General features: G+C 36.3%; 21 protein-coding genes and 2 riboswitches. Of the genes, 19 read left to right on the top strand and 2 right to left on the bottom strand.

Annotated elements, in window-relative coordinates; translation table 11 throughout:
• Nucleotides 1-184 precede the first annotated feature (184 nt).
• The 12 genes from hisZ to MHH45_RS09175 all read left to right on the top strand — a co-directional run bounded on the left by hisZ (nucleotide 185) and on the right by MHH45_RS09175 (nucleotide 9,049).
• A complete protein-coding gene (gene hisZ / locus MHH45_RS09230; protein ID WP_016113999.1) occupies nucleotides 185-1,447 on the top strand; it encodes an ATP phosphoribosyltransferase regulatory subunit in 1,263 nt (420 codons plus the stop codon).
• On the top strand, nucleotides 1,423-2,058 hold the full coding sequence (hisG, locus tag MHH45_RS09225) for an ATP phosphoribosyltransferase (RefSeq protein ID WP_016114000.1): 636 nt from the start codon (nucleotides 1,423-1,425) through the stop codon (nucleotides 2,056-2,058). The genes hisZ and hisG overlap by 25 nt, the downstream gene beginning before the upstream one ends.
• 14 nt (nucleotides 2,059-2,072) lie before the next feature.
• On the top strand, nucleotides 2,073-3,362 hold the full coding sequence (hisD, locus tag MHH45_RS09220) for a histidinol dehydrogenase (RefSeq protein ID WP_016114001.1): 1,290 nt from the start codon (nucleotides 2,073-2,075) through the stop codon (nucleotides 3,360-3,362).
• A complete protein-coding gene (gene hisB / locus MHH45_RS09215; RefSeq protein ID WP_016114002.1) occupies nucleotides 3,362-3,946 on the top strand; it encodes an imidazoleglycerol-phosphate dehydratase HisB in 585 nt (194 codons plus the stop codon). Before hisD ends, hisB begins: the two co-directional genes overlap by 1 nt.
• Nucleotides 3,947-4,576, top strand: coding sequence for an imidazole glycerol phosphate synthase subunit HisH (gene hisH, locus MHH45_RS09210; protein WP_016114003.1), 630 nt, complete (start codon nucleotides 3,947-3,949; stop codon nucleotides 4,574-4,576).
• Entirely contained in the window at nucleotides 4,549-5,268 is a 720-nt protein-coding gene (hisA, locus tag MHH45_RS09205; protein ID WP_016114004.1) for a 1-(5-phosphoribosyl)-5-[(5-phosphoribosylamino)methylideneamino]imidazole-4-carboxamide isomerase, read from the top strand. The genes hisH and hisA overlap by 28 nt, the downstream gene beginning before the upstream one ends.
• The gene (gene hisF / locus MHH45_RS09200) at nucleotides 5,262-6,020 is read left to right on the top strand and encodes an imidazole glycerol phosphate synthase subunit HisF (RefSeq protein ID WP_016114005.1); all 759 of its coding nucleotides are present in this window, start codon (nucleotides 5,262-5,264) and stop codon (nucleotides 6,018-6,020) included. Before hisA ends, hisF begins: the two co-directional genes overlap by 7 nt.
• Nucleotides 6,017-6,322, top strand: coding sequence for a phosphoribosyl-AMP cyclohydrolase (gene hisI / locus MHH45_RS09195; protein ID WP_016114006.1), 306 nt, complete (start codon nucleotides 6,017-6,019; stop codon nucleotides 6,320-6,322). The genes hisF and hisI overlap by 4 nt, the downstream gene beginning before the upstream one ends.
• Nucleotides 6,323-6,334: 12 nt before the next feature.
• Nucleotides 6,335-6,658 (top strand): phosphoribosyl-ATP diphosphatase, encoded by a 324-nt coding sequence (gene hisE, locus MHH45_RS09190; RefSeq protein ID WP_016114007.1) that lies wholly within the window; start codon nucleotides 6,335-6,337, stop codon nucleotides 6,656-6,658.
• A gap of 12 nt (nucleotides 6,659-6,670) precedes the next feature.
• Entirely contained in the window at nucleotides 6,671-7,693 is a 1,023-nt protein-coding gene (locus MHH45_RS09185; protein ID WP_016114008.1) for a histidinol phosphate phosphatase domain-containing protein, read from the top strand.
• A 69-nt stretch (nucleotides 7,694-7,762) separates the two neighbouring features.
• Nucleotides 7,763-7,927 carry a DUF4025 domain-containing protein gene (locus tag MHH45_RS09180; protein WP_003196190.1) on the top strand — a complete coding sequence of 55 codons (165 nt, stop codon included), beginning with the start codon at nucleotides 7,763-7,765 and terminating at the stop codon, nucleotides 7,925-7,927.
• A 150-nt stretch (nucleotides 7,928-8,077) separates the two neighbouring features.
• Nucleotides 8,078-9,049, top strand: coding sequence for a 2-hydroxyacid dehydrogenase family protein (locus MHH45_RS09175; protein ID WP_016114009.1), 972 nt, complete (start codon nucleotides 8,078-8,080; stop codon nucleotides 9,047-9,049).
• 30 nt (nucleotides 9,050-9,079) lie between these two features.
• Here the strand turns inward: MHH45_RS09175 and pssA are convergent, their stop codons facing one another.
• Entirely contained in the window at nucleotides 9,080-9,787 is a 708-nt protein-coding gene (gene pssA / locus MHH45_RS09170; RefSeq protein WP_026008425.1) for a CDP-diacylglycerol--serine O-phosphatidyltransferase, read from the bottom strand.
• Nucleotides 9,788-10,111: 324 nt separating this feature from the next.
• Complete coding sequence (locus MHH45_RS09165; RefSeq protein WP_016114011.1) at nucleotides 10,112-11,998, bottom strand: LTA synthase family protein; 1,887 nt, start codon at nucleotides 11,996-11,998, stop codon at nucleotides 10,112-10,114.
• Nucleotides 11,999-12,205: 207 nt separating this feature from the next.
• Here MHH45_RS09165 and MHH45_RS09160 point away from each other — a divergent pair, with 207 nt between their 5' ends.
• From MHH45_RS09160 to MHH45_RS09130, 7 genes are all read left to right on the top strand, one after another.
• On the top strand, nucleotides 12,206-12,598 hold the full coding sequence (locus tag MHH45_RS09160; RefSeq protein WP_088094143.1) for a DUF3888 domain-containing protein: 393 nt from the start codon (nucleotides 12,206-12,208) through the stop codon (nucleotides 12,596-12,598).
• Between the two features lie 88 nt (nucleotides 12,599-12,686).
• Nucleotides 12,687-12,869, top strand: a riboswitch (Lysine riboswitch).
• Between the two features lie 331 nt (nucleotides 12,870-13,200).
• Nucleotides 13,201-14,517, top strand: a complete 1,317-nt coding sequence (gene lysA, locus MHH45_RS09155) for a diaminopimelate decarboxylase (protein ID WP_016114013.1) — start codon at nucleotides 13,201-13,203, stop codon at nucleotides 14,515-14,517.
• A gap of 105 nt (nucleotides 14,518-14,622) precedes the next feature.
• A riboswitch (SAM riboswitch) is annotated at nucleotides 14,623-14,731 on the top strand.
• Nucleotides 14,732-14,800: 69 nt separating this feature from the next.
• Nucleotides 14,801-14,944, top strand: coding sequence for a YezD family protein (locus MHH45_RS09150; protein ID WP_003196202.1), 144 nt, complete (start codon nucleotides 14,801-14,803; stop codon nucleotides 14,942-14,944).
• 86 nt (nucleotides 14,945-15,030) lie between these two features.
• Entirely contained in the window at nucleotides 15,031-15,735 is a 705-nt protein-coding gene (locus MHH45_RS09145) for a phosphoadenylyl-sulfate reductase (protein ID WP_016114014.1), read from the top strand.
• A gap of 45 nt (nucleotides 15,736-15,780) precedes the next feature.
• Nucleotides 15,781-16,917, top strand: coding sequence for a sulfate adenylyltransferase (gene sat / locus MHH45_RS09140; RefSeq protein ID WP_016114015.1), 1,137 nt, complete (start codon nucleotides 15,781-15,783; stop codon nucleotides 16,915-16,917).
• A gap of 12 nt (nucleotides 16,918-16,929) precedes the next feature.
• Entirely contained in the window at nucleotides 16,930-17,523 is a 594-nt protein-coding gene (gene cysC, locus MHH45_RS09135) for an adenylyl-sulfate kinase (RefSeq protein ID WP_088094144.1), read from the top strand.
• 11 nt (nucleotides 17,524-17,534) lie between these two features.
• Nucleotides 17,535-19,157, top strand: a complete 1,623-nt coding sequence (locus MHH45_RS09130; RefSeq protein WP_016114017.1) for a nitrite/sulfite reductase — start codon at nucleotides 17,535-17,537, stop codon at nucleotides 19,155-19,157.
• Nucleotides 19,158-19,166: the final 9 nt, after the last annotated feature.

The following is a 19,166-nucleotide window of genomic DNA, read 5'->3' as shown; positions in this document are numbered from 1 at the left end:
CCTTGAACCTAGCGTGAACAACGTGTAGGTACAAGGGTTATTCCCGTTGTACCTACACCCTATGAAAGGGCCTTGTAGGTATTTTTTCTACAAGGCTCTTTTTATTTTGTTCGTGATTGTTATAGTGTGCATACACTAGAAGGGGAAAGTTTGGTGAACAGAATTGAAAGGAGTGTAAAGCGGTATGACAAAATGGAAACGAGCAAATCCAGATGGAACAAGAGATTATGTATTTGAAGAGTGTACATTAATAGAAGAAGTTGAACAAAAATTACGACGTACTTTTTTAGGAAGAGGTTATGAGGAAATACGAACGCCTACGATTGAATTTTATGATGTCTTTTCTTTTCGGAATCGGCCGATAGATGAAGAGAAAATGTATAAGTTTTTTGACCAACAAGGACGCATTATCGTGTTAAGGCCTGATATGACAATTCCACTTGCAAGAGTAATAGGAACCCACGGTGAGGAAGCGCCTGTAAAATTAACATACAGTGGGAATGTGTTTCGAGCGAATGAATCACTATCTGGAAAATACAATGAAATCATTCAAACAGGTATTGAAATAATCGGGATTGATAATATACGTGCTGAAATTGAATGTATCGTAAGTGCAATTCATGCTCTTCAAGCTGTAGGGATTCAGGCTTTTACAATAGAATTAGGGCAAGTTCAGTTATACAAATGTATTGTTAAAAAGCTGTCATTTGGAGAAGAAGAGGAGTCGCTCTTACGTACGTATATTGAAAGTAAAAATTATGCAGAGTTATCCCGTTTTTTACAAGAAAAGAATTTAGATCGACGTGATGAAACTGTACAGTTACTTGAAAGATTACCAAGATTATTCGGAAAACTCGAAGTAATTGAAGAAGCAGAAAAGCTTGCTTCAAACTATGAGATGAAGCAAGCGATTGCGCGGGTAAAAGAAATCTATAAAACGATTGAAAAATTAGGATATGGTTCGTATATATCAATTGATCTTGGGATGATTCAACATTTGCATTATTATACGGGAGTTATTTTTAGAGGTTATATATATGATGTTGGGGGAGAAATTGTTCGTGGCGGAAGATATGATGAATTGCTTGGTAATTTTGGAGAACCGATGTCAGCAGTCGGCTTGGCTGTACAAGTAAATCAAATTGTCCGGACATTACAAGAACAGCAAAAACAATTCAAACGAAAAAAATTAGATATGATCATTCATTATTCTTTGGATAGGATAGCAGAAGCAGAAAGACTATGTGGTTTACTTCAGAAAGATGGGTGGAAAGTGGAATTATCTATGTTTGAGAATTTGCAAGATACATTTCAGTTTGCGAAGAAGAAAGGGATTATAAAAGTGATCGAAGCGACTGGAAAAGCATTAGTGGAATATGTGTGGAAAGAAAAATGGGTGATACAGAAAGAAGGGGAAACTTCATGCGTAACATTCAAATTGCGTTAACAAAGGGGAGACTTGAGAAACATGTCATTCCACTGTTTGAAAAGATTGGGATTGATTGTTCGGAACTGATGGATAAAGGAAGAAAGCTTGTATTCCAAAGCGCTAGTAGCAATGTTTCATTCATTCTAGTGAAAGCAGTAGATGTTGCAACTTATGTGGAACATGGTGTTGCAGACATTGGTATTGTTGGAAAAGATATTTTAATGGAATATGAGAAAGATATATATGAAATGGTGGATTTAGAAGTAGGATGTTGTAAGTTTTGTGTCGCTTCTATCCCAACATATAATCCGAAAGGCTATCGGAAAAAGAGAATTGCTACAAAATATCCGCATATTACTTCCACTTATTTTCGTGGTAAGGGAGAAGATGTAGAAATTATTAAAATAGAAGGTTCGGTAGAAATCGCTCCACTTCTTGGATTAGCAGATGCGATTGTTGATATTGTAGAGACGGGAAAAACATTACAAGAAAATGGATTGATTGTATTTGAAGAAATGTATTCAATATCAGCTCGCATGATTGTAAATAAAGCTGCTTTAAAAACAAAAAAAGACGAAATATTCGATATTATCAATAAGATGGAGTGTGTAATCACTGCAGATAAATAAAGGAGGGACTCTGGGTGGAGGTAATATCTGAAAACTACACGGAAGCGTTGAAGAGAATAAAACAGTTAAGAGAACAGGCTAATATAATAGAAGAAACTGTACAGATACGCGTAAGAGAAATTGTTGAGCGGGTGAGAGAAAGGAAAGATGAGGCACTATTTTCTTATACAAAAACTTTTGATGGAATTGAAGTACAAAAGTTACGTGTTGCAAAAGAAGAAATTGAAAAAGCGAGTGAATATGTAGAATCTTCATTTCTAGAAGCATTGCAATGCGCAAAGAAAAATATCATCTCATACCATGAAAAACAAAAAAGGCAATCCTTTTTAGATTGTGAAAACGAAGGTGTGATTCGTGGGCAACTGATTAGACCATTGCAAACAGTTGGTGTATATGTACCAGGAGGAACTGCATCTTATCCGTCATCTGTACTCATGAATGTATTACCTGCTAAAATTGCCGGTGTTCAGAAAGTTGTAATGGTAACACCACCAGGGAAAGAGGGAATAGATCCACATATTTTAGCAGCTGCTGAAATTGCCGGTGTAGATGAAATTTATACCGTAGGTGGTGCACAAGCTATAGCGGCATTAGCATATGGGACGGAATCGATTCCGAAAGTTGATAAAATTGTCGGTCCAGGGAATATATATGTGGCTTTTGCAAAACGTGAGGTATTTGGAGCTGTTCATATCGATATGATTGCTGGGCCATCTGAAATCGTTGTAATTGCTGACAAAACTGGAAATGCGTCTTTTATCGCAGCAGACTTATTATCTCAAGCTGAGCATGATGTGAGGGCAACAGCGATTTGTATTACAACTTGTGTAGAACTTGCTAAAGAGATAGAAAGAGAAATAAAGCAACAACTTCGAGTATTACCAAGAAGTGAAATAGCTCGTGAATCGATAGAAAGAAACGGAGCAATTCTCGTTGTTCCTTCGCTAAATCATGCGTTTCAATTGTCGAATGAAATAGCACCGGAGCATTTAGAGTTGCATATAAATGAGCCGATGAATGCCTTGGCATATATTCAGCATGCGGGTTCGATTTTTATTGGACCCTATGCCCCAGAGCCTCTTGGAGACTATTTTGCAGGACCGAATCATGTACTGCCAACAAGCGGAACAGCGCGTTTCTTTTCGCCGTTATCAGTTGATGATTTTGTGAAAAAATCGAGCTTTGTATCATATACAAAAGAAGCGTTACAAAACGTTCAACACCATATTACAACGCTCGCCGATAAAGAGGGATTACACGCGCACGCGAGAGCGATTCAAATTCGATTTGAGGAGGAGAAATAATGCGTGAGGCAAGTCAAGTACGGGGAACGACAGAAACAAAAATTAAACTGAGTTTACAACTAGATGAAAGTACAAACGTTTCAATTCAAACAGGGGTTGGATTCTTTGATCATATGCTAACTTTGTTTGCGAAGCATGGTAGATTTGGTTTGCAAATTGAAGCAGAAGGTGATGTGTTTGTTGACGCTCATCATACTGTTGAAGATGTTGGGATTGTGCTTGGAAACTGTTTGAAAGAGGCATTGCAAAATAAAGAAGGTATTAACCGCTATGGAGCAGCATATGTACCAATGGATGAAGCATTAGGTTTTGTAGCGATTGATATAAGTGGACGATCTTATCTTGTCTTTCAAGGTGAATTGAAAAACCCTAAGTTAGGAGATTTTGATACAGAACTGACAGAAGAGTTTTTCAGAGCGGTTGCTCATGCGGCGAATATAACACTACATGCTCGCATTTTATATGGCAGTAATACCCACCACAAAATTGAAGCGTTATTTAAAGCATTTGGGCGTGCACTGCGCGAAGCGGTAGACAAAAATGACAAAATTGTTGGTGTAAACTCTACGAAAGGACTGTTGTAATTGATTGCAATTGTAGATTATGGAATGGGGAATATTCGCAGTGTTGAACAAGCGTTAACGCGTATTGGGGCTGAGCATATTGTAACAGATGATAAAGAGAGGATATTACAAAGTGACGGTGTGATCTTACCAGGAGTTGGAGCTTTTCCAAAAGCGATGATTGCTTTGCAGGAAAAAGATCTTGTTTCAATGATTCAAGAAATTGGAGCGCAAGGAAAACCACTCCTTGGTATTTGTTTAGGGATGCAGCTTTTATTTGAAGAAAGTGAAGAAATAGAGAGAACAAAAGGGTTAGGTTTGTTGCCAGGACTAATTCGAAAGCTGAAAGTTCCTTATAAAATCCCGCATATGGGCTGGAATCAATTAAAGAAGAAACGAGAAATTAAGTTGTGGAATAAAGTAGAAGATGGTTCATTTGTGTATTACGTTCATTCCTACTATGCAGATTGTCCAAGTGAGATTGTATGTGGCAGTAGTGACTATAAGATTGATATTCCAGGGATTGTTGCGAAAGGAAATATATTTGGGGCACAGTTTCACCCTGAAAAAAGCGGTGATATCGGAATACAAATATTAAGAAATTTTAAAGGGGTGGTAGAATCATGGAAATCTTCCCAGCTATCGATTTAAAACAAGGGCGATGTGTTAGGCTTTATCAAGGAGAATTTAATAAAGAAACAGTTATGAATGAAGATCCAGTTGCTCAAGCATTATTGTTTGAAAAATTAGGAGCAAGAACATTGCACATTGTTGATCTAGATGGAGCGGTTGCAGGTCAATCAATGAATCTTTCCGTAATTGAGGATATATGTAAAGCAGTTCGAATTCCCGTTCAAGTAGGCGGAGGAATACGTTCTCTCGAAACGGTTGAAATGTTACTGTCAGTAGGAGTGGAAAAAGTCATTTTAGGAACGGTAGCATTGTATGATCGTCCTTTTTTAGAAGAAGCAGTTCGTTCATATGGAGAAAACATTATTGTTGGTATTGATGCGAAAAACGGTTACGTTGCAACGAGAGGCTGGTTAGATGTGTCTGAAATTTCTTATATCGACCTTGCGAAGAAAATGGAAAGTGTCGGCGTACAAACAATCATTTTTACAGATATTGCAAAAGACGGTACGTTAGAGGGTCCGAACTTTGAGCAATTACAATTACTACAGAAGGCGGTGGCAATCCGTATAGTTGCATCGGGCGGCGTATGCTCATTGCAAGATGTACAGAAGTTAAACGATATGAATGTATATGGCGTTATTATTGGAAAAGCGCTATATGAAAAAACAATTGATTTAGAAGAGGCATTGCAAGTGACAAAGATATGTTAACGAAGCGAATTATTCCATGTTTAGATGTGAAAGACGGCCGCGTTGTAAAGGGTGTGAATTTTGTAGGATTACAAGATGTTGGTGATCCTGTTGAAATAGCTGCTTTGTATAATAAAGCAGGTGCAGATGAAATTGTTTTTTTAGATATTACGGCGACGCATGAGGGGAGAAAAACAATTATAGATGTTGTAGAGAGAGCAGCTTCGAAAGTGTTTATTCCGCTTACAGTAGGTGGCGGGATTGCAACTGTTCAAGATATGTATGCCTTGCTAAGAGCAGGCGCGGACAAAATTTCACTTAACTCAGCGGCAGTACGAAATCCAAATTTAATTGAGGAAGGTGCCGGACATTTCGGTTCTCAATGTATTGTGGTCGCAATTGATGCAAGGGAAGTAAAAGAAAATAAATGGAATGTATATGTAAACGGTGGACGGATTGATACGGGAATCGATGCTGTACAATGGGCAAAACAGATAGAACAGTTAGGAGCTGGCGAAATTTTACTTACGAGTATGGATGCAGATGGGACGAAGGATGGCTATGATATTCGTTTAACAGAAACAATTTCAGAAGCTGTTTCGATTCCAGTTATTGCGTCAGGAGGATGTGGAAGCGCAGAGCATATTGTAAAGGTGTTTCAAAAAACATCGGTAAATGCAGCATTAGCAGCCTCCATTTTTCACTATGGTGAGGCAACAGTGCAAGAGGTGAAGCGGAAATTACAAGAAGCGAAAATTGAGGTGAGAATATGACACCTGATTTCTCCAAAGGATTGTTGCCAGCTGTTGTGGTAGAAGAAGAAACAAAAGAAGTTTTGATGCTAGCATATATGAATGAAGAAGCGTATAAAAAAACGTTAGAAACGAAGAAAACATGGTTTTATTCACGTTCGCGGCAAGCGTTATGGAACAAAGGAGAAACGTCTGGGCACATGCAGTATGTTCAGTCTCTTTATTTAGATTGTGATCAAGATTCGATTGTAATTATTGTTAAGCAAGTAGGACCAGCTTGTCATACAGGAGAGAAAACATGCTTTCATTATAAAATCATATAGGGGGACCTGAGGATGGAAGACGTACTGAAGTCTTTATATGCAACCATCGAGCGGCGTAAAGAAAGTCCAATTTCGGAATCATATACAAATTATTTATTTACAAAAGGTGAAGATAAGATTTTAAAAAAAATAGGGGAAGAGTGTACAGAAGTGGTAATCGCTGCAAAAAATGATGATAAAGAAGAACTTATAAAAGAAATGGTCGATGTGATTTATCACTGCTTTGTTTTACTAGCCGCAAAAAATATTCCATTAGAAGATGTGTTAGAAGAAGTGAAAGAGAGACAAGGAAAGCTCTCAAAAACAGGAGAGCGTAAAGAAATTGATACGTTATAAGGGGGAGAAACTATGAAAGTGGATTATCACCTTCATTTAGAAGAGGGGCCGTATTCGCTAGGGTGGTTGGCGAGAATAAATGAATCAATAGAATATTATCAACCGTTAGAAGAAGAGCGGCATTCGATTGAATGGCTTATGAAAACACAAGAACGCTTGCAAAAAAGAGTACAAGAGGGTCCATTTACAATAGATTGGATTGATTTCTATTTAGAAGAAGCACTGCGAAAAGGAATAAAAGAAGTTGGTATTGTTGATCACTTATATCGTTTTTATGAGGCGAAGGAATATTATGAGAAATATGTAGACATTAGTGAGTCAAAGCTCGGTCGTCTGCAGAAAGAATGGCTAGATCAAGTGCGAGTAGCATCGATTTCTGATTTTACAAAAGCAATCCAAGAGGCAAAGGAGCACTGGAGAAAAAGAGGGGTAGTACTGCGTCTAGGGATTGAAGCTGATTATTTTATGGGTGGGGAAGATGAATTACAAAAATTATTGGCATTAGGAGATTGGGATTACGTAATTGGTTCTGTGCATTTTATTGATGGATGGGGATTTGATAACCCAGATACGAAAGAATATTTCGAAAACCATCAGCTAAATACATTGTATGATGTATTTTTCACAACAGTTGAAAAGGCCGTTCGTTCGAGAATGTTTGATATTGTAGCGCATCTTGATAATATAAAAGTATTTAATTATCGATTAGATGAAAATGTACAGATTCCATATTACGAAAGAATTGCTAAGGCATTAATAGAAACAAATACAGCAACGGAAGTAAATGCCGGATTATATTATCGTTATCCTGTTCGAGAGATGTGTCCAAGTCCACTGTATTTACAAGTGTTGGCAAAATATAAAGTACCAATTACTCTTTCATCAGATGCTCATTACCCAAATGATTTAGGAAATTATGTCCAAGAAAACGTGAAAACATTACGTAATCATGGTATTTCTCATGTTGCTACATTTGAAGAACGGGTGAGGAAGATGCAACTGCTTGAAGAAGAATCGGTAATTGTTTCAAAGTAAAACATGATTTCGTGATGAAAACCTTTCTTTTTGCTCAAAATAAGAAAGAATGATAAAGGAGGGTTTTAAATGGTAAAACAAAATAATAAACAGAGTATGAAAGTGACGAATCAAAGTTATACTTCCCAAACGAACGAAGAAGTTGATTCTGTAGTACAAGAACAAATTAGTGATACGGTAGCAGAGGGAACGATTGATGCAAAGCTGGGAAAACAATCTAGTGAAGAACAATGAGTAAAAGGGGAGATATCCATCTCCCCTTTTCTTATGAGAAAAAGTGTCAATTTTCAAAACTGTAATCAAATTTCTTGGCTTTTTTGACATAGATTTCTTACAATAAAATGTAAGGAAGTTCTCATTTTTAAATAGAAGAGGTGCTTAGTAATGGCGAAAATATTAGTAGCAGGAAATATTCCAGAAATCGGATTACAGTTATTACAAAATCATGAAATAGAAATGTATGACAAAGAAGAGTTAATCAGTACCGAAGAATTAGCAAAGCGAGTTAAGGATAAAGATGCACTGTTAAGTTTACTTTCTACAAAGGTAACAAAAGAAGTGATTGATGCAGCACCTGATTTGAAAATTATTGCCAACTATGGTGCAGGTTACGATAATATTGCTTACAAGTATGCAGCAGAAAAAGGAGTTGTAGTTACAAATACACCGAAAGTTTCAACAGAAGCAACAGCAGAGTTAACATTTGCTATTCTTTTAGCGGCTGCAAGACGAATTCCAGAAGGAGATACACTATGTCGTACAGTGGGATTTAATGGCTGGGCACCACTCTTTTTCCTCGGTCGAGAAGTATATGGGAAAACAATTGGAATCATCGGTCTTGGTGAAATTGGAAAAGCAGTTGCGAAACGTGCAAAAGCATTTGGAATGAATGTGATTTATACAGGTCCAAACCGTAAGTATGAGACAGAAAGTGAATTAGAAGCAACATATGTAACATTAGAAGAACTATTACAAACAGCAGACTTTATTACGATTAATTGTGCGTATAATCCAAGTCTTCATCATATGATTAATGAAGAACAATTTAAAATGATGAAGAAAACAGCATATATTATAAATGCAGCACGTGGTCCAATCATGAATGAACTAGCGCTTGCTCATGCGTTAGAGACAAATGAAATTGAAGGGGCAGCTCTTGATGTATTTGAGTTTGAACCGAAAATTACAGAGAGATTAAAGGGACTGAAAAATGTTGTCCTTACTCCGCATGTTGGAAACGCAACATTTGAAACTCGTGATGCTATGGCTGAAATGGCAGTGCGTAACATTTTAGCTGTATTAGAAGGAGAAGAACCATTAACACCTGTAAACCAAAAGGAATTTGTTACAAAATAGAAAGAACCCTTCCAACTGGAAGGGTTCTTTCTACTTTTCTTTATTTGCTCGTTTTTTATGAGAAGGTCTTTGTCTAATAAATTGAGATAACATAAACAAAATATAAAGTGGAATAGCAATGAATAGAAATACTGAAATGTTGCCAAAACTTGTTTTATACATTGTATAAATACTGCCGATTAAAAATAGTGTAACAATGATACTGTATCGTGGAATTGGCACATCTTTTAAACTTGGGATGCGAATACGGCTTACCATTAAAAATGCAAACGTTACAAATACTGTAATGAGGACAATTTTTGGAATGGTATGCGAAAACAATGTTAAGAAGGCAACAAGTCCTCCTGCTGCAGTAATAGGAACGCCAGTGAAATATTTCATAGAAGTAGAGGAAGGCGTTACATTGAATCTTGCTAAGCGATATGCTCCGAACAGAGGGAATAGGCCTGCTATGTATAGTCCGATAATTCCGTAATTGGAAAAGGAAGTGTAGTACATTAAAACCGCAGGTGCAGCACCGAATGTTACAACATCTGCTAGTGAATCAAGTTCTTTTCCCATTTGTGAATCAACACGCAATAAACGAGCAACCCGACCATCAAGACTATCTAACATCATCCCGATTAGTACTAAAATAGCAGCTGGTTTATAATACCCTAAAGATGCATAGCCGATTGATAAAAATCCACTGTATAAATTTCCGAGCGTAAATAAGTTTGGAATTGCTGCTCTATACAAAATCTGATCCCTTGCTTTCTGTAATAAATTCTTAATTAGTGTATGAAAGTTTACTTGTTTTATCATAACATAAATTTCTTTCCACGTACGAAAAAATTCCCATTTTGTGAAAGATTTCGTTAAGTGAAATCGTATTCAGCGATGTGGTTCATTAAGGCAGGCTTTCATGAGTAGTTTATCCCTTGTCTAACTTTTTTATTTCTACTGAGCTTTGAGTTGGGGGAGAGATTTTGTTAGATAAGATCATCATGTTTAAGAAAGGGTAAAAATTTAATTAAGAAATAAGCAACCTCAAATTGTTATCATTTAAGGTTGCTTTTAGGGTCATTCAAATTTAGTTATCATTGTTCCCGTTTTGTATTTATTGTTAGGATCAAATCGTAATAAATCTCCATAGATAAGTTTATCAGAATAACTTAATTCTGTTTTTGCTTTTTCAATATATGGCTGGCAAATTGCTGAATCAATAGATTCACCTGTGCTTTTTTTATAGCACATATTTTTTGTATAAACATAATCGTTTGTTACGAAACTACCATCACGCATAATCATAAGTGGATGCTCATTTTTTGCAAATAAATCGGTACCAAACTCAATGGATTGGTTTGTTTTGACACCAAGTAAATGGAGCAATGTTGGTTTTATATCGATTTGTCCAGATACTTTAGAAATAACTTTTCCTTCTTGACCAGGTACATGAATAATAAGTGGTACACGTTGCAATTGCATCGAATCAAATGGAGTTATGGATTCTTTACCGAGAAATTGTGCCATAGCAGCATTATGATTTTCAGAAATACCGTAATGATCCCCGTAAATAATAATAACTGAATTATCGTATAACCCTTCTTCTTTTAATCGATTGATAAATAGTTTCAGAGATTCATCTGTATAGCGAACGGTTGGGAAATAACGATTTAGTACACCACTCTCAGAATTATACTCATTAATATATTGATCTTCTGGATTTAAAAGAAATGGGAAATGATTTGTTAATGTAATAAATTTTGTATAAAACGGTTGTGGTAAAGATTTAAGCTTGGAGATCGATTGTTCAAAGAACTCTTTATCTTTTAGTCCCCACCCAACAGACATTTGTTCTGTTCCTGTATAATCATTTAGGTTAAAATAACGATCGTATCCGAGTGCTGGATACATTACATCACGATTCCAGAAAGTTTTATCATTCGAATGGAAGACTGCGGAATAATATCCATATTTTTTTAACTGCTCAGGAGTTGCTGTGTACTCATTGTTTGCATGTGTAAAGAATACAGAGCCACGGTCTAATGGATATAATGAATTTTCTACAATAAATTCGGCATCGGATGTTTTTCCTTGTCCAGTTTGATGATAAAAGTTATCGAAATAATAACTATCTTTTATAAATTGATTTAAAAATGGAGTAATTTCTTTTCCATTTATTTTTTTGTTGATAACAAAATTTTGTGTGGATTCCATTGAAATTAAAATGACATTTTTTCCTTTTGCAACTCCAAATAAACTTTTATCAACTTGTTTATCTTTTGAATTCACGTAGTTTTTAATCTCAGAAAAACCGTCTCCACTTGCAAATACACGCTCTGCAGAAGATTTAGACTGAAGTGTAATGTCAAATAGATGATATGTGTATAAACCTAGATTTTTTACAACGGTTTGACGATCAAAAGAGTGTGAAAATAACTGCGGTTTATGAACGACAGAAACAATAACTTGCAATGCTAATAGAGCTGTTATACCACTAAAAAAGCTTTGTTTTTCAGAGCGAGATAGTGGCGTATTATTGCAAAATTCCGGGAACTTACGTGAAATAAACATTAGAATAATTGCATCCGCAAATAGAAGTAATGTCTTGTACGTAAATAGTTCTTTAATACTTGTTCCTAAATCAGCCATGTTATTTGTTTGGAATAAAACAGGGAATGTGACAAAGTCATTATAAAAACCGTAAAACATCGCGTTTCCAAATAAAATAAATGACAGCAAAAAGCTGATTCCAATAATAATTCGATTTCGATACTTTGATGCTAATAAAGCTAGACCAAAAAATAAAAGCAATGAAGCAATTGGATTAAACAAAAGCATCATTTCTTCAAAGAAGCTATCAATTTTAATATCGAAGGCTAGCTTGTACACTATATATGTTTTTATCCATAATAAAACGACTGCAACAAGTGCAAATCGTAATTTTGGAAACAAATGTTGTAGCATAACATACTCCTCTCCTACTGTAAGTGACGGTTCTAGTGATTGTAGTTCTAATGATAGAAGTTTCACTTTATATATACGAACAGTCGTATATCTTTATGTACTATTATACGAAAACAAAGCAGAATTGTGGATAATTTTTATAAGAATTGGTTAGAAAAAGAGAAAACGGAGACAATAACCATATCGCATTTTGATACGGAGGTTATGATGAAAAAGTTATTTTGTTTCATATGTAGTGGTTTTTTATTCTTTTCTACCCCTACAGTTTTTGCTGCACAATATGATGCGCCATTATTAGAAGATGCTCTTTATTCCGTTTTGTTTCCGCAAATAAATGTAGCGATTGAGAAGCATTATGGGAAACAAAAACTGTATGAATGCCCGAAGATTGTTAGTTTGAAAAAAATGTATAGTGGTACATATTTATTTCAAGCTGTAATTGAAGTGACGAAATATGAAGCCATAGGTGGGAAAGTACTTCCGCCATTTGAAAAAATAAGAATTACGTTTAATAATGATGAGGGAGAATGGACCGTGAAAAAAATAGATATAAAGCGCTTACCAGATAATACGAAATTAAATTGTAAAAAAACAATGTGAAAAATTGTTTGACAAATAATTTATTCGTTTGGTATTGTTAATACCAACATTAGATGTTTGAAAATTAAATAGATTTACCTCATCTACTCTCAAAGGTAGAGGCCGCGATAGGAAAGAGTAAGCTATGGGAGATTTAGTGGAATCTGTGATCATAGATTGAAAGGGACTATTGCCGAAATGTAAGAGTGACCACGTCATTCATATATTGGGACTACATTGAATAAATGTAGTACTGTCATAAGATTTTATTTTATGGAGAGCTATTTGGAGATGTTGATGCGGTTTCTTATTTGAGAAGATAACAACTCGTTTATTTTTTCATGATACATTATTCCTAATAAGAAACGCGTGTGAACATTGTTCCGCGCGTTTTTTGTTTACCCTGCTTTAACGGGCAGTAGGATCTCATATCTTAAAATTCTGAGAAAACAAAGAAGTTAGGTGGAGGATCAACTGCCCGTAAAAGCCCGATTGGTGAAGGCTCATAATCAGTGGGGATGAAACTCCCACTGATTAAAGTTTCACTTTATCTAAAAACGCGCTGCAATGAATAGAAGAAGATTGGGGTTATGAGTTTTAGAGGAAATAAGGGAGGAATTCAAATGTATTTACACGGCACAAGCCGAATCAATGAGCAAGGACACTTAGAAATTGGAGGATGCGATACAACGCAGCTAGCCAAACAGTATGGGACACCACTTTATGTATACGATGAGGCTTCTATTCGGGAAAAATGCCGCGCGTTTCATCGTGCTTTCCAGGAAAGTGGATTCTCTTACCAAGTAGCGTATGCAAGTAAAGCGTTCTTGTGCATGGAGATGTGCCGAGTAGCTCGTGAAGAAAATATGTCTTTAGATGTTGTTTCTGGGGGCGAATTGTATACTGCTTTGCAAGTTGGTTTTCCTGCATCACGCATTCATTTTCATGGTAATAATAAGACCGAAGAAGAGATTGTCATGGCGCTGCAAGCAGATGTTGGCTGCTTTGTGGTAGATAATTTCTTTGAAATGGAAATATTACATGACTTAGCACAGCAGTATGGAAAAATTGTAAATATATTAATTCGAGTTACACCTGGAGTAGAGGCGCATACACATGAATATATTACAACAGGGCAAGATGATTCGAAATTTGGTTTTGGAGTTTCGACTGGTCAGGCAATGCAGGCGACTCAAATAGCACTAGAGAAATCAAATTATAATGTGTTAGGTATTCATTCACATATTGGATCACAAATTTTTGAAACAGCAGGATTTGTTCGAGCGATTGAAGTATTGCATAACTTTTTAGAAGAGATAAGAGAACAGACTGGTTATGTTGTAACAGTGTTAAATGTTGGTGGAGGTTTTGGTATTCGTTATACAGAAGCTGATACACCACTTACCCTTGAAACATATGTGCATGCTGTAACAGATGCAGTGAGAGAACAATTTACAAGAAATAATTATCCACTTCCTGAAATATGGATTGAACCAGGTCGTAGTATTGTTGGGGATGCAGGAACAACAATTTATACAGTAGGAGCTGTAAAAGATATCCCTGGCATTCGTAAATATGTGTCAGTCGATGGGGGAATGACAGATAATTTAAGACCAGCTTTATATGGAGCTCGTTATGAGGCGATGCTAGCAAATCGAGGGAAAGAAGAGGCTGAAGAAGTTGTTTCAATTGCTGGAAAGTGTTGTGAGAGTGGAGATATGCTTATTTGGGATATAGAACTGCCGCAAGTTGCTACAGCAGATTTGTTAGCGATCTCTTGTACAGGAGCATATGGATATTCTATGGCTAATAATTATAATCGGATTCGCAGACCGGCTGTAGTATTTGCAAAAGGCGGGGCATCACAAGTTGTTGTTGAACGTGAAACATATGAAAATATAATTGGGAACGATCGCATACGTATAAAAGAGCTTGTGTAGTGATAAAAGGAGTTGTTCAAATAGAGCAACCCCTTTTAAAAAATATAAAATATATCGGAAAACTAGGATTGAAAAAATCAGAATTATGATAAAATACAAATACAAAGCTTATCAAGAGAAGCGGAGGGAACTGGCCCTACGAAGCTCAGCAACCTGCTTATAAGAAGCAAGGTGCTAAGTCCAGCAAAATGGCATCCATTTTGAAAGATAAGGTAAATATATTACCGAACAGTCTTTTCGAAATGGAAAAGATTTTTTTTATGAATAAAAAGGGGGGCTGTTCGTGGGAGTGCGTGGACATTTTGACGAAGTAGCTGAGAAAATTCAAACGATGCTTGCGGATATGAAATATGGTTCTATTACAATTGTTGTGCAAGATGGAAAAGTGATTCAGCTTGAAAAAAGTGAAAAGGTACGCTTAAAGTAAAAAGCGCTGACTAGAAAAACTAGAGGCGGTTTTAATCTATTTTATTAGGTTAAAACCGTCTTTTTGCGTTACAGGGGGGAAAGAACATGCTGACGTATGAAACGTGGAAAGAGGATTTCGTTTCTTTTTTTGAGAAAGATGAAACAAAAGGAGCGTTACAAGTATTAGAGTGGGCCTATAAACATTATGAAAATGAAATTGTATACGCATGTAGCTTTGGTGTAGAGGGGATGGTGTTGTTACATCTTATAAACCAAGTAAATCCATCTGCAAAAGTTGTATTTTTAGATACAAACGTTCATTTTCAAGAAACATACGATTTAATTAAGCGGGTGCGCGAAAGGTTTCCGGATCTTGAAATTATTGAAAAGCAACCCTCGCTAACGCTTGAGGAGCAAGCGAAAAAGCATGGGGATCGTTTGTGGGAACATAATCCGAATCTTTGTTGTAAATTAAGGAAAATTTTATCACTTGAGGAATCCTTATCGAATGGAAAAGCGTGGATATCAGGGCTAAGAAGGGAACAATCTGAAACGCGTAAACATACAAGGTTTATAAATCAGGATCATCGCTTCCAATCTATTAAAATTTGTCCGCTTATTCATTGGACGTGGAAGGAAGTGTGGCGTTACGTATATAAGCATGATTTGCCTTATAATCCATTGCACGACATGGGTTACCCAAGTATAGGGTGTGAAAAATGTACGTTGCCTGTGGGAGAGAGGGGAGATTCAAGGGATGGACGATGGGCTGGAAAGATGAAAACGGAATGTGGCCTTCATGATCAATAAGGTCATGGTTGATTTTAAATATATGTGAAAGAGGCGGACAGGGGAATGAGTAAAACCAAAATATTAGTAAATCGTATTGATGAAACATATGAAATAAAGGGGATTACAAAAGAAATTGAATTGGACAAAATTGCTTTAAGTGATTTAGAGCTTGTTGCAATAGGTGGTTATAGCCCGCTTACTGGATTTTTAGGAAAGAAAGATTATCAATCTGTTATAGAAAACATGCGTTTAGTAAGTGGTGATGTATGGAGTATACCTATTACACTACCAATAACAGAAGAGAAGGCGAAGCAATTAAAAATTGGTGAAGAGGTTCGTCTTGTCAAAGAAAGGACCACATATGGTGTGATTCAAATAGAAGATATTTTTACACCGGATAAAGACAAGGAAGCATTGCTTGTTTATAAAACGACTGATACTGCCCATCCAGGTGTGAAAAAGTTATATGACAGGCCAAATGTTTATGTTGGAGGAACAATTACGCTTGTGAAGCGTTTTGAAAATGATAAGTTTGCTTCTTATCATTTAGATCCAAGTGAAACACGTGCAGAGTTTGCAAAACGTGGCTGGAAAACAGTGGTAGGTTTTCAAACGAGAAATCCTGTTCATCGTGCACATGAATATATTCAAAAGTCTGCACTGGAAATTGTAGATGGCTTATTTTTAAATCCGCTCGTTGGTGAAACGAAATCAGATGATATTCCAGCTGATGTACGTATGGAAAGTTATGAAGTGCTTTTGAAAAATTATTATCCGAGTGACCGTGTCTTTTTAAGTGTTTTTCCAGCAGCAATGCGCTATGCAGGACCACGTGAAGCGATATTTCACGCACTGGTTAGAAAAAACTTTGGTTGTACGCACTTCATTGTGGGGCGTGATCATGCTGGGGTAGGGAATTATTACGGTACGTACGAAGCGCAAGAGATTTTTACGAATTTTACAGTAGAAGAGTTAGGGATTGCACCACTCTTCTTTGAACATAGTTTTTACTGTGCAAAATGTGAGGCGATGGCCTCTACGAAAACATGTCCGCACAGTAAAGAAGAACATGTTATTTTATCAGGGACGAAAGTAAGAGAAATGTTGCGAAATGGAGAAATTCCACCAAGTGAATTTAGCCGTAAAGAAGTTATAGAAATATTAATTCGTGGTTTACAAAAAGAAGTCGTTACAAAATAAGGAGAGAGTAGGATGGAAACAAATATCACTTGGCATACAGCATCTGTTTTAAAAGAGGAAAGACGAAAGAAAAGTGGTCACCACAGTTTTGTCCTTTGGTTCACAGGCTTATCAGCTTCTGGAAAATCAACAGTAGCAAATGCGGTTGCCCGAAAATTATTTGAAAAAAATATTGGTAATTATGTACTCGATGGCGATAATATTCGTCATGGTTTAAATAAAGATTTAGAATTTTCCGAAAGTTATCGGACAGAAAATATTCGTCGTATTGGTGAAGTGGCAAAGTTATTTGTAGATCAAGGGACAATTGTATTAACAGCATTTATTTCTCCATTTCGAGTGGATCGCCAGCAAGTAAGGGATATTCTTGAAAAGGACGAATTTCTCGAAGTGTTTGTAAAGTGTCCAATAGAAGAATGTGAGAAACGTGATCCGAAAGGGCTCTATAAAAAAGCGAGACAAGGCGATATTAAGCAATTTACCGGCATTAATTCGCCGTATGAAGAGCCGTTTGGAGCAGAAGTGGTTGTAGAAACGTATCTTTATTCGATTGAACAATGTGCAGAACAAATTATCGGTTACTTACAAGAGCGTAGCTTTATATAGGGGGAATAAAAATGAGTTATGAAAAAGTGTGGGCAAACAATGAAAAGTTAAATGCTACAGAGAAAAAGAAATTAGAAAAAGATGGCTTAGAAATCTTTAAAGCTATTCCGTATTATGCTGAAAATGGATTTGATTCTATTCCGAAAGAAGAGTGGGATTCATTTAAGTGGGCGGGGTTATATTTACAACGTCCAAAAGAGGCAGGGTATTTTATGATGCGCGTTAATATTCCTTCTGGTATTTTAACGAATGAACAAGTGGAGGTATTGGCTTCAATTGCGGAAGATTATGGTCGTGATGTTCTTGATATTACTACAAGACAGGCGATTCAATTCCATTGGCTTGAAATTGGTCAAATACCAGATATTTTTAACCGCTTAGAAAAGGTAGGATTATCATCAGCGGGAGCTTGTGGTGATATTACAAGAAATATTATTGGGAACCCCCTTGCTGGTATTGATGGTGATGAACTATTTGATACAGCGCCAATTGTAAAAGAGGTATATGATTTCTTTCAACATAATGAAGAATTTTCAAATTTACCTCGAAAGTTTAAAATGTCGATCAGCACAAACGTATATAATGCAGCAAATGCTGAGATTAACTGTGCTGCCTTCATTCCGGCTACAAAAGAGATTGATGGAAAAACGGTGGAGGGATTTCATTTACGAGTAGGCGGGGGGTTATCTGCCCGTCCGTATTTAGCACAAGAACTAGATTTATTCATACTTCCTGGGCAAGTGAAATCGGTTGCGATTGCAATTGCTACCGTTTTCCGTGATTTTGGATATCGTGAAAAACGACATTTGGCACGTTTGAAATTCTTAGTTGCGGATTGGGGACCGGAAAAATTTAAAGAAAAATTATTAGAATATACAGGACATTTACATGATAAAGGGAAGGATGCTTTAAAAGGATGGAATGCTGGATATTTCTACGGTGTTCATAAGCAAAAACAAGGGAATTTATCATACGTTGGTTTTAACGTACCGGTTGGTCGCTTACACTCTGAGGAGTTCTTTGAAATTGCTAGAATTGCGAAACAGTACGGAAATGGTGAAATTCGTACATGCAACTCACAAAACCTCATTATTCCGAATGTTCCGAAAGGAAATATAGAAGGACTGTTAAAAGAACCTTTATTTGAATCTATTTCTGCAAGTCCAAAATCTTTCATCGGATATGCGGTATCATGCACAGGTATTGAGTATTGTAACCTTGCATTAGTAGAAACGAAAGAAAGACTACGTAATATTGCAGATTATTTAGATACACAGCTTGCTTTAGATGTTCCGGTTCGTATTCATATGGTAGGATGTCCAAATTCATGTGGACAAAGACAAATTGCGGACATTGGCTTGCAAGGGGTGAAATTGAAAACGAAAGAAAAAGGAATTGTTGAAGCATTTGAAATTTATGTAGGTGGTACGTTATTAGATGGTGGTGTCTATAACCAAAAATTAAAAGGAAAGATTGATGGAGAAGACCTTCCCAATGTTCTTGTATCGTTTTTAACATATTTTAAAGAACATAAACTGCCAGCTGAAACATTTTATGAGTTTGTAGGACGCGTTGGTATAGAAGATTTACAAGAGGCCTTAAATCATATTTTAGAAGAAGTGATTGCATCTTAGGAGGGAGCA

The organism is Bacillus sp. FSL K6-0042, assembly GCF_038006685.1.
Taxonomy (GTDB): Bacteria; Bacillota; Bacilli; order Bacillales; family Bacillaceae_G; genus Bacillus_A; species Bacillus_A pseudomycoides.
This window is presented reverse-complemented; position numbering and strand designations above follow the sequence as displayed.

Coding starts and splice junctions, on each gene's coding strand:
- hisZ (WP_016113999.1), top strand. CDS start 185: ATGACAAAATGGAAACGAGCAAATCCAGATGGAACAAGAGATTATGTA.
- hisG (WP_016114000.1), top strand. CDS start 1,423: ATGCGTAACATTCAAATTGCGTTAACAAAGGGGAGACTTGAGAAACAT.
- hisB (WP_016114002.1), top strand. CDS start 3,362: ATGCGTGAGGCAAGTCAAGTACGGGGAACGACAGAAACAAAAATTAAA.
- hisA (WP_016114004.1), top strand. CDS start 4,549: ATGGAAATCTTCCCAGCTATCGATTTAAAACAAGGGCGATGTGTTAGG.
- hisF (WP_016114005.1), top strand. CDS start 5,262: ATGTTAACGAAGCGAATTATTCCATGTTTAGATGTGAAAGACGGCCGC.
- hisI (WP_016114006.1), top strand. CDS start 6,017: ATGACACCTGATTTCTCCAAAGGATTGTTGCCAGCTGTTGTGGTAGAA.
- hisE (WP_016114007.1), top strand. CDS start 6,335: ATGGAAGACGTACTGAAGTCTTTATATGCAACCATCGAGCGGCGTAAA.
- MHH45_RS09185 (WP_016114008.1), top strand. CDS start 6,671: ATGAAAGTGGATTATCACCTTCATTTAGAAGAGGGGCCGTATTCGCTA.
- MHH45_RS09180 (WP_003196190.1), top strand. CDS start 7,763: ATGGTAAAACAAAATAATAAACAGAGTATGAAAGTGACGAATCAAAGT.
- MHH45_RS09175 (WP_016114009.1), top strand. CDS start 8,078: ATGGCGAAAATATTAGTAGCAGGAAATATTCCAGAAATCGGATTACAG.
- MHH45_RS09165 (WP_016114011.1), bottom strand. CDS start 11,998: ATGCTACAACATTTGTTTCCAAAATTACGATTTGCACTTGTTGCAGTC.
- MHH45_RS09160 (WP_088094143.1), top strand. CDS start 12,206: ATGAAAAAGTTATTTTGTTTCATATGTAGTGGTTTTTTATTCTTTTCT.
- lysA (WP_016114013.1), top strand. CDS start 13,201: ATGTATTTACACGGCACAAGCCGAATCAATGAGCAAGGACACTTAGAA.
- MHH45_RS09145 (WP_016114014.1), top strand. CDS start 15,031: ATGCTGACGTATGAAACGTGGAAAGAGGATTTCGTTTCTTTTTTTGAG.
- sat (WP_016114015.1), top strand. CDS start 15,781: ATGAGTAAAACCAAAATATTAGTAAATCGTATTGATGAAACATATGAA.
- cysC (WP_088094144.1), top strand. CDS start 16,930: ATGGAAACAAATATCACTTGGCATACAGCATCTGTTTTAAAAGAGGAA.
- MHH45_RS09130 (WP_016114017.1), top strand. CDS start 17,535: ATGAGTTATGAAAAAGTGTGGGCAAACAATGAAAAGTTAAATGCTACA.